The organism is Ferrovibrio sp. GW821-FHT12B10 (assembly GCF_058807515.1).
The window spans coordinates 974525-989173 of the sequence record NZ_JBXAQT010000001.1; the positions used below are offsets into that span (position 1 = coordinate 974525).

At 65.9% G+C, this 14649-nt stretch carries 11 protein-coding genes; all 11 read left to right on the forward strand.

Features of this window, described 5'->3' with window-relative positions:
- Window positions 1-73: 73 nt before the first annotated feature.
- Window positions 74-562, forward strand: a complete 489-nt coding sequence (locus AC1RRT_RS04955; protein ID WP_493012671.1) for an HPr kinase/phosphorylase — start codon at window positions 74-76, stop codon at window positions 560-562.
- A gap of 4 nt (window positions 563-566) precedes the next feature.
- Window positions 567-1466: an RNase adapter RapZ gene (gene rapZ / locus AC1RRT_RS04960; protein WP_493012672.1), complete on the forward strand. Its 900-nt coding sequence runs from the start codon at window positions 567-569 to the stop codon at window positions 1464-1466.
- 56 nt (window positions 1467-1522) lie between these two features.
- Window positions 1523-1930: a PTS sugar transporter subunit IIA gene (locus AC1RRT_RS04965; protein ID WP_493012673.1), complete on the forward strand. Its 408-nt coding sequence runs from the start codon at window positions 1523-1525 to the stop codon at window positions 1928-1930.
- Window positions 1930-2226, forward strand: coding sequence for an HPr family phosphocarrier protein (locus AC1RRT_RS04970; protein ID WP_493012674.1), 297 nt, complete (start codon window positions 1930-1932; stop codon window positions 2224-2226). The genes AC1RRT_RS04965 and AC1RRT_RS04970 overlap by 1 nt, the downstream gene beginning before the upstream one ends.
- Window positions 2227-2346: 120 nt before the next feature.
- On the forward strand, window positions 2347-3741 hold the full coding sequence (gene ahcY / locus AC1RRT_RS04975) for an adenosylhomocysteinase (protein ID WP_493012675.1): 1395 nt from the start codon (window positions 2347-2349) through the stop codon (window positions 3739-3741).
- A 130-nt stretch (window positions 3742-3871) separates the two neighbouring features.
- Window positions 3872-5962 (forward strand): PAS domain-containing sensor histidine kinase, encoded by a 2091-nt coding sequence (locus tag AC1RRT_RS04980; RefSeq protein WP_493012676.1) that lies wholly within the window; start codon window positions 3872-3874, stop codon window positions 5960-5962.
- 10 nt (window positions 5963-5972) lie between these two features.
- Window positions 5973-6455 carry a tRNA (adenosine(37)-N6)-threonylcarbamoyltransferase complex ATPase subunit type 1 TsaE gene (tsaE, locus tag AC1RRT_RS04985; RefSeq protein WP_493012677.1) on the forward strand — a complete coding sequence of 161 codons (483 nt, stop codon included), beginning with the start codon at window positions 5973-5975 and terminating at the stop codon, window positions 6453-6455.
- Complete coding sequence (locus tag AC1RRT_RS04990) at window positions 6448-7440, forward strand: aminoglycoside phosphotransferase family protein (RefSeq protein WP_493012678.1); 993 nt, start codon at window positions 6448-6450, stop codon at window positions 7438-7440. Before tsaE ends, AC1RRT_RS04990 begins: the two co-directional genes overlap by 8 nt.
- Entirely contained in the window at window positions 7440-8150 is a 711-nt protein-coding gene (locus tag AC1RRT_RS04995) for a nucleotidyltransferase family protein (protein WP_493012679.1), read from the forward strand. Before AC1RRT_RS04990 ends, AC1RRT_RS04995 begins: the two co-directional genes overlap by 1 nt.
- Window positions 8147-11125 carry a double-strand break repair protein AddB gene (addB, locus tag AC1RRT_RS05000; protein ID WP_493012680.1) on the forward strand — a complete coding sequence of 993 codons (2979 nt, stop codon included), beginning with the start codon at window positions 8147-8149 and terminating at the stop codon, window positions 11123-11125. Before AC1RRT_RS04995 ends, addB begins: the two co-directional genes overlap by 4 nt.
- Window positions 11122-14613, forward strand: a complete 3492-nt coding sequence (gene addA / locus AC1RRT_RS05005; protein ID WP_493012681.1) for a double-strand break repair helicase AddA — start codon at window positions 11122-11124, stop codon at window positions 14611-14613. The genes addB and addA overlap by 4 nt, the downstream gene beginning before the upstream one ends.
- Window positions 14614-14649: the final 36 nt, after the last annotated feature.

Below are 14649 nucleotides of genomic sequence, written 5' to 3' on the forward strand. Positions count from 1 at the left end.
CCACCGGGTACAGGTGGTTATCCACGATAGGGTGTATTGACAGTGCACGGAGCGGGCGGCAGGCTGCGCGCCCATGCTGACTGTCCACGCTACCTGTGTGGCGATTGCCGGCGAGGCGGTGCTGCTGCGCGGTCCCTCGGCCGCCGGAAAATCCGACCTCGCGCTTCGCCTGATCGATGGCATCGCCGGTGCCGGCCTGGTGGCCGACGACCGCACCATCCTTGTGCGTGATGGCCACCGCCTGATTGCATCCGTGCCGGACACCATCCATGGCCTGCTGGAAATCCGTGGCCTGGGTCCGATCCGCGTGACCGCCGCTGCGCCGACACCGGTGGCGCTGATCGTTGAGCTGGTGCCCATGGCCGATGTGCCGCGTCTGCCCGATCCCGCTTTTGAGTCGCTTTGCGACATCACCCTGCCCAGGCTGTCGCTGCATGCATTCGAAGCCGGTGCGCCGGCCAAGGTGAAATGGGCGCTGGCACGCGCCGCGACCGGCCGCCTGTTCGAACCGGATGAAGCCGGAGACGCCGGCACTGTCATCCGCTTCCGGCATCAGGCCTGACGCCATGACCACCATGCCACCAGCCACAACGCCGATCCGCGTCGTTCTTGTCAGCGGCCTGTCGGGGGCTGGCAAGACCACGGCGCTGAAAGTGCTGGAAGACATGGGCTACGAGGCGGTCGATAACCTGCCAGTGTCGTTGTTACGCGGCCTGGCTGCGCCCGAGGATGAAGCCGCAACGGCGCCGCGTCGCGGCATCGCCATCGGCATCGATAGCCGAACCCGCGGCTTTCAGCCCGATGCTGTGATCGGCCTGATCGCTGAATTGAAGCAACGCCCCGATCTCGCCGTGCAACTGCTGTATTTTGACTGCGACGACGACGTGCTGCTCAAACGTTTCACCGCCACCCGCCGCCGTCATCCACTGGCTGCCGATCGCCCGGTGGCAGATGGCATCACCGCAGAACGCCGGCTGATGCAACCACTGCAGGGCGAGGCTGATCTGGTGCTGGATACCTCGGCACTGGCGCTGCCCGAATTCCGTCAGGTGATGGCAGCGCAGTTCGAACTCGATGCCCGGCCTACCCTCAGCCTCATGGTGATCTCGTTTTCTTATAAACTGGGGCTGCCGCGCGAGGCTGACCTGGTGTTCGACGTGCGCTTCCTGCGCAATCCCCATTACGATGACGCCCTGCGCCCGCAGACCGGCATTGAGCCGGCGGTCGCCAGCTACGTCACGGCCGACCCCGGCTATGATGGGTTTTTCAAACAGCTCACCGGCATGGTTGAGAGCCTCCTCCCCCGGTATGCAGCAGAAGGTAAACGTTACCTGGCCATCGCCGTTGGTTGCACAGGCGGCCGGCACCGCTCCGTTGTGGTTGCCGAGGCCCTGGGCAAACACTTGCGCGAAGCCGGCCAACGTGTCGATATCCGCCATCGCGACCGGGAACTGGCTAGCGCCTGACCCGGTTGCATAGGACCCCCAGCCTTATGATTCAGCCACAAGATCGATAGCGTCCCATGATCGGTATTGTCGTCGTTACCCACGGCCGCCTCGCCGAGGAATTCATCCACGCCACCGAACATGTGGTCGGACCGCAGAAGAACCTGCGCGCCGTCTGCATCGGGCCGGAGGATGACATGGAGCAGCGCCGCTCCGACATTCTGGCGGCAGTGGCTGCCGTCGATACCGGCAAGGGCGTGATCGTCCTGACCGATATGTTCGGCGGCACGCCGTCCAACCTGGCCATCTCGATCATGGACCAAGCCAAAGTGGAAGTGATCGCCGGTGTGAACCTGCCGATGCTGATCAAGCTGGCGAGCGTGCGAGGCAAGGCCGAATTGCAGGCCGCCGTGACGGCTGGTCAGGAAGCCGGCCGCAAATACATCAACGTCGCCTCCAAGCTGCTGGCGGGAGAGTCGGCCTGATGACTGCCCCTACAAGCGGCGACGCGCTCACCCGCAGCGTGACGATCCCGAACCAGCGCGGCCTGCATGCCCGTGCTGCGGCTAAATTTGTCCAAGTGGTCGCCAAGTTCCCCCAGGCCCGCATCCAGGTCTCCAAAGACGGTCAGACCGTCAACGGGGAATCGATCATGGGCCTGATGATGCTGGCCGGCACCCAGGGCAGCAGCATTGATATCGCCGCCACCGGTATCGAGGCGGAGGCGGCCCTGGACGCCTTGGTCGCCCTGGTCGAGGGCAAGTTCGGGGAACCGGAATAGCCCGGACCTAAAAATCTATATACCTATATAAAGATTTCTTTATATAAGGCTGGACAAGCCCCTCCGGCCGCTGCTATATCCGCGCCCAGTGTGAAATCTCGCCAACTGGAGCTGCGGAAAATGAGCGCGGATTATATCGTTAAGGACATCGGTCTGGCCGATTGGGGCCGCAAGGAACTGGATATGGCCGAGACCGAAATGCCCGGTCTGATGGCCACCCGCGCCGAATTCGGCAAGGCCCAGCCGCTGAAAGGCGCCCGCATCGCCGGCTCGCTGCACATGACGATCCAGACCGGTGTGCTGATCGAGACCCTGAAGGCGCTGGGCGCCGACATCCGCTGGGCCTCGTGCAACATCTATTCGACCCAGGACCATGCCGCCGCTGCCATCGCCAAGGCCGGCATCCCGGTCTTCGCTGTGAAGGGCGAGACCCTGGAAGAATACTGGGACTACACCCACAAGATCTTCGAATGGGCCGACGGCGGCACCCCGAATATGATCCTCGACGACGGCGGCGACGCCACCCTGCTGATCCATCTGGGCATGCAGGCCGAGAAGGACGCCTCGGTGATCTCCAAGCCGACCAATGAGGAAGAAACCGTCCTCTACGCCGCGATCGCCAAGAAGCTGAAGTCCTCGCCGGGCTGGTATTCCAAGATGGGCAATGCCATCAAGGGCGTGACCGAGGAAACCACCACTGGCGTGCATCGCCTGTATGTGATGGCCAAGGAAGGCCGCCTGCTGTTCCCGGCGATCAACGTCAACGACAGCGTAACCAAGTCGAAGTTCGACAACCTCTATGGCTGCCGCGAAAGCCTGGTCGACGGTATCCGCCGCGGCACCGACGTCATGATGGCCGGCAAGATCGCCGTCATCGCCGGTTACGGCGACGTGGGCAAGGGTTCGGCTGCCTCGCTGCGCAACGCCGGCTGCCGCGTCATGGTCACTGAAATCGATCCGATCTGCGCCCTGCAGGCCGCTATGGAAGGCTATGAGGTCGTGACCATGGAAGAGGCCGCCCCGAAGGGCGACATCTTCGTCACCGCCACCGGCAACCTCGATGTCATCACCATCGAGCACATGCGCGCCATGAAGCATCGCGCCATCGTCTGCAACATCGGTCACTTCGACTCTGAGATCCAGATCGGCGCGCTGAAGAACATGAAGTGGCACAATGTGAAGCCGCAGGTGGACGAGGTCGAGTTCCCCGACAAGAAGCGCATCATTGTGCTGTCGGAAGGCCGTCTCGTGAACCTGGGCAACGCCACCGGTCACCCCAGCTTCGTGATGAGCGCCTCCTTCACCAACCAGGTGCTGGCGCAGATCGAACTCTGGACCAACCCGGGCAAGTACGAAAAGCAGGTCTACACCCTACCCAAGCATCTGGACGAAAAGGTCGCCAGCCTGCATCTGGAGAAGGTCGGCGCCAAGCTGACCAAGCTCACTCCGGTGCAGTCGAAGTATCTCGGCATTGCCGAGAAGGGCCCGTTCAAGCCGGACCACTATCGCTACTAATTGATAACGACGAATCGTTCGTCATGCGCAAAGGCCGGGCTTGTCCCGGCCTTTGTCGTTTTAACGCCTTGTCTTGGCAGCCTGAGGTGTCGATAGTGGCCGGCATGTCTGGGGCTGCGGAGACACTGGCGTGAACGATACCCTGTGGCTGGCGGCTGTTGCCGCTGCCGCCGGCGTGGCCGGCTGGCAGGGCTGGCGCGCACGCGGTCTCGCCGAGAAGCTGCGTATCGCTGAAGCCGAAACCGCGGCCACCCAGATCGCCCGCGAAGGCGAGCGCAAGGCCGCCTTGGCCCTGCAGCAGCGGCTCGATGCCCTGCTGGCGGATAACGATCACCTGCAGGAAGCCGAAGCCCAGGCCAAAGGCCTGCTGGATGCAGCCCCCTTCCCGATCTGGCGCCGCGATGCGCAGGGCCGCCTGATCTGGGTGAACGCCCGCTATGCCGTGCTGGCCGAGACGACCGCCGAGGATGTGATCGACCGCGGCCTGGAACTGGCCTCGGCGCATGATCTGGACCAGCCGCGCGACCTGGCGCTGGCCGCCCGCGAAGCCGCCACACTGAAATCGGAGGAGCGCCGCTTCGTCGCCGAGGGCGACCGCCGAAACTACCGCATCTTCGAACAGCCGGCCGGCGACGGCACGCTCGGTTTTGCGCAGGACATCACGCCCGAGGCCGATGCGCGCGGCCAGCTGCGCCGCCATATGGAAGCCCATATGGAGGTGTTGCGCACCATCTCGACCGCCACCGCCATCTACGGCCCCGACAAGAAGCTGCTGATCTGGAACCGCGCCTATGCGCGCCTGTGGCAACTGGACGAGGCCTGGCTCGAATCCCGCCCCGGCTTCGGCGAGATTCTGGAACACTTGCGCGCCGACCGCCGCCTGCCTGAGCAGATCGACTGGCAAGCCTATAAGCGTAGCCAGCTCAACCTGTTCACCTCGGTGATCGAGCGGCAGGAAGAGCTGATTCACCTGCCCGACGGCTCGACGCTGCGGCTGGTGATCAGCGCCTATCCCTCCGGCGGCCTGCTCTTCGCCTATGACGACGTGACGCGGCAACTGACACTGGAACGGGCTACCAACACCATGATCGCCGTCCAGCGCGCAACGCTGGATCACCTCTATGAAGCGGTGGTGGTGTATGGCTCGGACGGCCGCATCTCGCTGTACAACCGCGCCTTCGCCCAGCTCTGGCAGATCGACCCCGATATCCTGAACCGCCAGCCGCATATTACCGAGGTGATGGAGGCGGCACGCCCGCTGATGCAGCGCGGCCCCGACTGGGCGCAGCTCCGCGAGCGCCTGATCGACAGCTTCGCCAGCCGCAAGGCCACGCGCGGCCGGCTGGAACGCGGCGACGGCACCGTGATCGATTACGCTTCGGTGCCGCTGCCCGATGGCGCGGTGCTTTATACTTATCTCGATGTCAGCGCCAGCATCCGCATCGAACGCGCGCTGCGCGAGCGCAACGAGGCGTTGGAACGCACCGATCGCATGAATGCCGCCTTCATCAGCAACATCACGCATGACTTGCGCTCGCCGCTTGGCACGCTGATCAGCATGACCGAGGTGCTGTCACAAGGCATTCTGGGGCCGATGAACGCGCGGCAGGAGGAATACTGCGCCGACATCATGAAGACATCGCGCGACCTGCTGCGCCTGCTTGATGACATTATTGCTATCGCCACCATCGAGGTCGGCCAGATGGCGCTGGAACCCGAACCGATTGCGATGGACGCACTATGGCAGGATGAAGCCGCGATCTGGCGGGACCTGGCCGACCGCCGCACCATCCAGCTGACCATGCCCGATGAAAGCCGCGCAGGCACCATCATCAGTGGCGACGGCCAGCGCCTGCGCCAGGCGCTCGATAGTGTAATGGTCGCCGCCCTGGATGGCACCCCACAGGGCGGCCAGGTTGCCTTCAGCCTGGCCAGCCATGGCCGGGACGACATCTGCCTGCGGATCGAATGCCACAGTGGGGGCCTGAGCCCGGTACAGCCGCGCCAGCTTTTCGCCGATCTGGTCGACCCGCCGGAACACCGCCGGGCCAATGCCGACCTGTCGCTAATCGTGGCCCGGGGCCTGTTCGACCTACATGGCGCCCGCCTGCGGCTGGCCGGCGACCAGGACGGCCTCCAGGCCGTGGAAATCCTGCTGCCCTGCCAATCCAACGACACTCCGCCGGCAGATGCGATTGCGGCCCTGACAGGCCGTCAGTAGACTCAATTTCATGCCGTTGATTCGCCGTCTTACGCTGCCCGACGAGGCAGCCACCGCCGCGCTGGCGCGGGCGCTGGCGCCACGGCTCAAGCCTGGCGACGCGCTGCTGCTGGATGGCCCGCTGGGCGCCGGCAAAACCAGCTTCGCCCGTGCCCTGATCCGGCATCTGACTGGCCCGGCGACCGAAGTGCCCAGCCCGAGCTTCAACCTCGTCCTGACCTATGAGACGGATATCGCCACGCTGTGGCATTTCGATCTCTACCGCGTGGCCGACGTGCGCGAACTCGACGAGCTCGGCCTCGATGATGCGCTACGCGACGGCATCACGCTGATCGAATGGCCCGACCGCATGGGTAGCCAGATGCCGGCCACGGCGCTGACCATCCATCTTGCGCCCACCGCAGGCGCCGATAGCCCGCGCTGGGCCGACCTGCTGGGCGACGAGACCTGGGCCGACCGCCTCAACGATTTTCCGGTATCCGTGCATGACTGACCGCCTGGCTCTCTCGACTGCCTTCCTGGCGAAGGCCGGCTGGGGCGATGCCGTGCGCGCCAAACTGGCGGGCGATGCCTCCTTCCGCAAATACGATCGCCTGCGGCGCGGTGCGGCCTCGGCCGTGCTGATGGATGCGCCGCCGCCGCAGGAAGACGTCCGGCCCTTCGTGCGCATCGCGCGTCATCTGGAAAAACTAGACTACAGCGCACCGCGCATCCTGGCCGAGGATGCCGAGCATGGCTTCCTGCTGCTGGAAGACCTGGGCGACGATCTCTTCGCCCGCTTGATCCATGAGGGCACGGCGGAAACGCCGCTCTATGAAACCACCATCGACTTCCTGCTCGACCTGCATCGCCATCCCGCCCCCGCCGGCATTGCCTCCTATGACGAGCAGCGCCTGATCGATGAGGTCGAGCTGTTCATCGACTGGTATCTGCCCACGTTGACCGGCCGCGAAACGCCGCCGGCGCAACGCAACGCCTTCCGCTTCCTGTGGAGCATTCTAGCCCCGGAAGTGGTTGTGGAGCCACGCGTGCTGGTGCTGCGTGATTTTCATGCCGAGAACCTGCTCTGGCTGCCCAGGCGCCAGGGCGCGGCGAAGATCGGCCTGCTGGATTTCCAGGACGCGGTCGCCGGCCACCGTGCCTACGATCTTGTCTCGTTGCTGGAAGATGCGCGCCGCGATGTCGATCCGGAACTGGCCGAAGCGATGCTGCAGCGTTACATCGCCCGCAGCGGCGTCGATGACGCCGCCTTCCGCCGCGCCTATGCCATTCTCGGCGCTCAGCGCAACATCCGCATCCTCGGCATCTTCACCCGCCTGTGGAAGCGCGACGGCAAGCCACACTACCAAGCCTTCATGCCGCGCATGTGGGGTCTGGTCGAGCGCGACCTTGCCCATCCCGCGCTTGCCGACTTGCGCGGCTGGTTCGATGCGACCGTGCCGCAGGATCTGCGGCGCAAGCCGCTGCCGGGCCTGTGATGGACAGCGTTCCGCACACCGCGATGGTCCTGGCCGCCGGCCTTGGCACGCGGCTCAAGCCCATCACCGATCACACGCCCAAACCACTGGTCAGCGTCGCCGGCCGCACGCTGCTCGACCGCTGCCTCGACCGTCTGGTGGAGGCCGGCGTCAGCCGTGCTGTCGTCAACATCCACTGGCTCGGCCGGAAGATCCGCGATCACCTCATCATGCGCCGCGATATCGCGATTGTCATTTCGGATGAAAGCGACCTGCTGCTGGAAACCGGTGGCGGCATAGCGAAAGCCCTGCCACTGCTCGGCGACACGCCTTTCTTCGCTGTGAATGCCGACCTGATCTGGCGCGATGACGGTCCGTCTTCGCTGCAACGTCTGGCTGATGCCTTCGATCCGGCCAGCATGGATGGCCTTCTGCTGCTGCAGCCGCGCGAGGCCGCCACCGGCCATAACGGTCCCGGCGATTTTTCACTGAGCGCTGATGGCCGCCTGATCCGGCGCGGCACGCAGCCGACGGCGCCATACGTCTATACCGGCGTGCAGATCCTGCAGCCGGCCCTGTTCCGCGATGCCCCACCCGGCGCCTTCTCGCTGAATATCCTTTATGACCGCGCCATTGCAGCAAGCCGCCTGCATGGCCTGGTGCATCACGGCGACTGGATGGATGTCGGCACACATGACGGCCTCGCCCAGGCCGAAACGCGGCTGACATGACGCGCGCGGCCGATCCCGCCGTCTTCACGATTGCGCCCGGCCGCGCCTTTCTCGATGTGCTGGCCAACGGCATCCTGCAGCGCTTCGGCTGCGATCCGCTGCAACTGTCGCAGGTCACTGTCCTGCTGCCCACACGGCGCGCCTGCCGCGCGCTGACCGAGGCCTTTCTGCGCCAGAGCGATGGCGCGGCTCTGCTGCTGCCGGTGATCCGCCCGCTGGGTGACATCGATGAAGACGAACTCGATCTGCGCGGCGAGGCCACCGATCCTGAAGCGCTGCCCTTCTCGGCGCTGGACCGCACGCTGCTGCTGGCGCGCCTGGTGCGCGCCGCACCGCTGGCCGGCAACGATCCGGCCACCGCCGTGCGGCTGGCGCGCGACCTGGGTCATCTGCTCGATGCTGCATCCACCGAGGAAGTCGGGCTCGACCGACTTCCCGATCTCGTTCCCGCCAGCCTGGCCGGACATTGGCAGCAGACGCTGCAGTTCCTCGATGTCATCCGCACCGCCTGGCCGGCAATCAAGACCGAGCAGAACCGTGCCGATGCCGCCGAACATCGCCAAGCCCTGACCCAGCGCTGGGTCGATCACTGGCAGGCGCATCCGCCCGCCGGCCCGGTGATCGCCGCCGGCTCCACCGGCACCATTCCCGCCACCGCGCGGCTGCTGAAGCTGATTGCGCGCCTGCCGCAGGGTATGGTGGTGCTGCCCGGCCTCGACCGTCATCTCGACGAAGCTGCCTGGACCGCGGCAAAGACCGAACCCACCCACCCGCAGCATGCACTGGCACGCCTGCTACAGACCATCGGCGCGCTGCGTCAGGATGTGCAGGACTGGCCCGATACTGCCGGCAGCGATGACATTGCCACGGCGCGCGCAGCCCTCTTCTCGGCCGCACTGCTGCCGCCGGGCGAGACCCATCGCTGGCGCGGCATGGCGACGGCCGCTACCGATGCGGCATTGTCCGGCCTGCAGCGCGTCTATGCGCCGGGTCCGCGCGAAGAAGCCCTGGCCATCGCGCTGATGATGCGCCAGACGCTGGAACAGCCCGGCCGCACGGCGGCGCTGATCACACCCGACCGCATGCTGGCACGCCGCGTCGCAGCCGAGCTTGCGCGCTACGGCATCAATATCGACGATTCCGCCGGCACGCCGCTGGACCAGACGCCACCGGCCGTGTTCTTGCGACTGCTGGCGCAAGTGGTGGCCGAGGATTGCGCGCCGGTCGCCCTGCTGGCGCTGCTGAAGCATCCCTTCTGCCGGATCGGCATGAAGCGCCTCGATCTGCTGCGCTGGACCCGGCAGGTTGAACGCGCCGTGCTGCGCAAGCCCCGCGCGCTGTCCAGCCTCGCAGCCCTCGCCGCCGATCTGCAGCGCAGGCATGCCGAGCTGTTGCCGCCACTGACACGGCTGAAAACTATCCTGCAGCCCTTGCTGGCCCTGCAGCAGCAGGCCGAGGTTTCACTGGATGACATGCTGCGCGCGCAGATCGTGGCGGCTGAACACCTGACCTCGACCGACGAAGCTGACGGCCCGTCGCTTTGGCAGCATGACAGCGGTGAAAACCTGCACGCGCTGACCGTGGAGCTGCTGCAGGCAGCCCATCAATTCGGCGCACTGGCGCCGGCCGCCTGGCCGCGCCTGCTAGACGCCCTGCTGGAAGGTCAGGTGGTGCGGCCACGCCGCCATGCGCATCCGCGCCTGTTCATCTGGGGCCTGCTGGAAGCCCGCCTGCAGCATGCCGACCGCATCATCCTCGGTGGCCTCAACGAAGGCACCTGGCCGCCGCAGGCCAAGGAAGACCCGTGGCTGAGCCGGCCGATGCGTGACACGCTGGGCCTGACGCCGCCGGAATTCCGTCTGGGCCAGACCGCGCATGATTTCATGCAGGCGGCCTGCGGCACGGACGTGATCCTGACCCGTGCCGCCAAGGTGGATGGCACACCCACTGTGCCGGCGCGCTGGCTGCTGCGGCTGGATGCGCTGCTGGAGGGTGATCCGCGCTGGCCGGCCACACAGGCGCCGCAGTATCTGCACTGGGCCGATGGCATGGATGCACCCAAGGACGTGGCGCGCGGCGCCCTCCCGCGGCCCACGCCGCCGGTCGAGGCGCGTCCGCGCGCGCTTTACGTCACCGATATCGAAACCTGGATCCGTGACCCTTATGCGCTGTATGCCAAGCGCGTGCTGAACCTGCGGCATCTCGACGATCCCGACCAGGCGCCCGATGCCCGCCTGCGCGGCAACGTGATCCACAGCGTGCTGGAAACCTTCCTGAAAAAGCATCCGGCCGATCTGCCGGCGGATGAGCCCGCACTGGCTGAACTCTTCGATCTCGGTCGCGCCGAATTCGGCGCCTGGCTGCAGCGATCCGAGATCGCCGCTCTGTGGTGGCCGCGTTTCGAACGCGCCATGCGCTGGTTCGTCGCCTATGAGCGGGCTCGCCGTGGCGACGGCTTCCGTCCGGCCTTGCTGGAGCAGGAAGGTAAACTCGAGATCACAGCGCCGGCCGGGCCCTTCGTCCTGAAGGCCAAGGCGGATCGCATCGATCGCAACGAGCGCGACCAGTCGCTGGCAGTGCTGGATTACAAGACCGGCCGGCCGCCCTCGGCCAAGCAGGTGCATACCGGCCTGTCGCCGCAGCTGGCGCTAGAAGCCGCCATCGCACGTGCCGGCGGTTTCGACGGCCTGTCGCCGGCCGAGATTGCCGAACTGGTCTATATCCGGCTCAGCGGTGGCGGGCCGGAACCAGGCGAAGCGCGGAAGATAGAAGGCACCAGCCGTACACCCATCCCATCCGCCGATGAGCTGGCGAAGGAAGCATTGGCGCGGCTTGCCGCCTGGGTTGCACGCTTCGACGACGCTGCCATGCCCTATCTCTCGCGACCACGCCCGCAATTCGTTGACTATGCCGGTGATTACGACCATCTCGCCCGCGTGGCCGAGCGCGCCGAAGGCACGGGAGAGGAGTCATGAGCCAGACTCCGGACGACGAACTCCGCGCCCACACCACCAACCAGCGCGTCGCCGCCGATCCGGCACTGTCAGCCTGGGTGGCGGCCAATGCCGGCTCGGGCAAGACCCGTGTGCTGGTCGACCGCGTCACCCGCCTGCTTTTGATGGGCACGCGGCCGAGCGGCATTCTCTGCCTCACCTTCACCAAGGCCGCGGCTGCCGAAATGCAGCTGCGCCTGACCGACCGGTTAGGCAAATGGACCACGCTGGACGACGGCGCACTCGACAAGGAACTGCGCGATCTGCTCGGCCAGCAGGTGACGGCGGGTGATATGGATGCGGCGCGACGGCTGTTCGCCCGCACGCTGGAAGCACCAGCCGGCCTGAGGCTCCAGACCGTCCATGCCTTCTGCGAAGCTTTGCTGAAACGCTTCCCCGTCGAGGCCAATGTCCCGCCCGGCTTCGCCGTCGCCGACGAGGCCGTCACCGCCGAACTGTTCGCCGTCGCCCAGGCGCAGGTGCTGGGCGACGGCCTGATGGATGCCAGCTTCCAGCCGGTGATCCATTTCTTCGCCGCCCGCGTGGATGATGCGCGCTTTGCCGCCATCCTGAAGGCCCTGCTGGGCAGGCGCCGCGATCTCGCCCTGCTGCTGGAGGCCCATGGCAGCGCCGCAGCCGCCATCGGCGCGTTGCATGCACTGCTCGACCTGCCGCCGGATGCAACACGCGATGGCTGCCTGCAGGCCTATATCGACCGCATGCCGCTGGCCGCCTTGCGCGACGCCACTGCAATGCTCTGCGGTGGCGGCAAGACCGACCAGAAGATCGGCAGACCGCTGGCCGACTGGCTGGCCGCCAACGGCCCCGCAGACAGGTTTGAAGCCGACTGGCTGGCCGGTTTCTTCACCGCCGAAGGCAAACCGCGTGCCAGCATGGCTAGCAAGGCGGCCGGGCCGGTTGCCGCGGATACGCTGGCTGAGGAGCAGGCGCGCCTGATCGCCCTGCAGCAGACCCTGAATGCCCTGACCATCGCGGAAGCCACCGCCATGCTGCTGCGGCTGAGCGAGCGCGTGCTGGCTGCCTATACGGACCTGAAGGCCGCGCGCGGTCTGCTGGATTACGACGACCTGATCCTGAAGAGCCGCGACCTGCTGGTCGAACCCAGCCAGGTGCCCTGGGTGATGTTCAAGCTGGATCAGGGCATCGACCATATCCTGGTTGATGAAGCGCAGGATACCAGCCCGGATCAATGGTCAGTGATCGCGGCCCTGTCGGAAGAATTCTTCAGCGGTACCGGCGCACGCGACATGCTGCGCCGCACGGTCTTCGCCGTGGGCGACATCAAGCAGTCGATCTACAGTTTCCAGGGCGCACGGCCGCAGGCCTTCCTCGACATGCGCGAGAATTTCCGCCGCCGCGCCGAAGCGGTGGGCGAACAGCTGCATCCCGTGCCGCTGGAAATGTCCTTCCGCTCCGCGCCGGCGATCCTGCAGCTGGTCGACGCCGTCTTCGCCCAGGAAGCTGCGCAAACAGGCGTGGTGCAGGACGACAAGCTGCTGAGCCACAAGGCCAGCCGACGCGAGGCCGCCGGCCGCATCGAAATCTGGCCGCCATTCAAGCCCGACCCCAAAGCGCAGAGCGAACCTTGGGACGCGCCGCTGGATTATGTCGGCCAGAAAGACCCGCGCGTGCGGCTGGCCGAACAGATCGCCGCCCAGATTCGCCACTGGATGGATCACGAGGATCTGCCCAACCAGGGCCGCCGCCTGCGCGCTGGCGACGTGATGATCCTGGTCCGCCGCCGCAATGTGTTCTTCGAGGCGATGGTCCAGGCGCTGAAGGCCGCCAACGTGCCGGTGGCGGGTGCTGACCGCATGAGGCTGGCCGAGCAGGTTGCCGTACTCGACCTGTTGGCGCTGGGTCGCTTCTGCCTGTTGCCGGAGGACGACCTGACGCTGGCTGCTGTGCTGAAAGGACCACTGTTCAATTTCAGCGAAGACGATCTCTTCGCGCTATGCTGGAATCGCAAGCAGCACTATGTCTGGCATGAGCTGCAGGCCCGCGCCAACGAGCATCCGCACTGGAAAACTGCCAGCGACGAACTGCATGTCCTGCTGGGCCGGGCCGACCTGATCCCGCCCTTCACACTCTATGCCGAACTGCTCGGCGCGGGCGGCGGACGGCGCCGCCTGATCGCGCGACTGGGACCGCAGGCCAATGAACCGATCGATGAATTCCTGGCGGCCACGCTGGCCTATGAGCGCGAGAATGCGCCCAGCCTGCAGGGCTTCATCAGCTGGTTCCCACGCCATGCCGGCGAGGTGAAACGCGATCTGGATCAGGGTCGCGATGAAGTGCGCGTGCTGACCGTGCATGGCGCGAAGGGCCTGGAGGCACCGGTGGTGATCCTGCCTGACACCTGCGACCTGCCGCAGGAGCAGGGCAGCGAGGGTCTACTCTGGGGCGAAGCACCGCAGCCGCCGCGCCGGCCGACCTATGCCGCTGGTCCCGCGCTGGCGCGCGCCATACCGCAACTGTACTGGCCGCTGCGCAAAGACAATGATGTCAGCGTAACATCAGGCCTGCGCGCGGCGCGTCAGGCCGAGCAGATGGCCGAATATCGCCGCCTGCTCTATGTGGCGCTGACGCGCGCGCAGGATCGCCTGTATGTTTGCGGCTATCTCAACAGCCGCACGGCAGAAAAAGGCCCGCCGCAGGGCTGCTGGTATGACCTTGTCTCGGCTGGCTTCGCCACATTGCAGACGCAGGAAAAAAGCGTTGCCCTTCCCTGGGGCGACGAAGGCCTGCGGTTTGAAAGCTTCCCGTTGACACGCGGCACAGCCAAACCGCAAACCGCCGCGCCCGTCATGGCCGCCCTCCCCGCCTGGCTGCACCATGCGCCGCCGCCCGATCCGCTGCCCCCCAGGCCGCTGAGCCCCTCACGCCCGAGCAAGGTCGATCCGCCGCCGCTCAGTCCCACCGCTACCGACCGACTAGTCGGTTTGGCCCGTGGCCGCCTGATCCACCGTCTGCTGCAAACCTTGCCCGACCTGGACGGCGAAGATGCGCGCCGCAGCGCCGCAGCGCGCTTCCTGACTCATCCCGCGCATGGCCTCCTTCCGGCGCAACAGCATGAAATTCTGCAGGAAGTCCTGAGGGTTCTGGATGATCCGGCCTTCGCGCCAGTCTTTGCGCCGCAGGCCCGTGTCGAGGCACCTCTGGCTGGTCGCGTCGGCAACCGGATGGTTGCCGGCCAGGTTGATCGTTTGCTGATTACTGACAGTGCAGTGCTGGTTGTTGATTACAAAACCAACAGGCCGCCACCCGCGCAGGCTGCTGAAGTGGATGCGGCATATCTGGATCAGATGGCTTTATATCGCGCTCTGCTGCAACAGATATTCCCTGGGCGGAGTGTTGAGGCCGCCCTGTTATGGACCCATGCCCCGCGATTGATGCCATTGCCCGCAACACTGCTCGATCAACGACTTGCAACTTTCACCGCAACGTGACTGTTTCACTGCAACGTGAGTAGCCGTAGGCTGGGC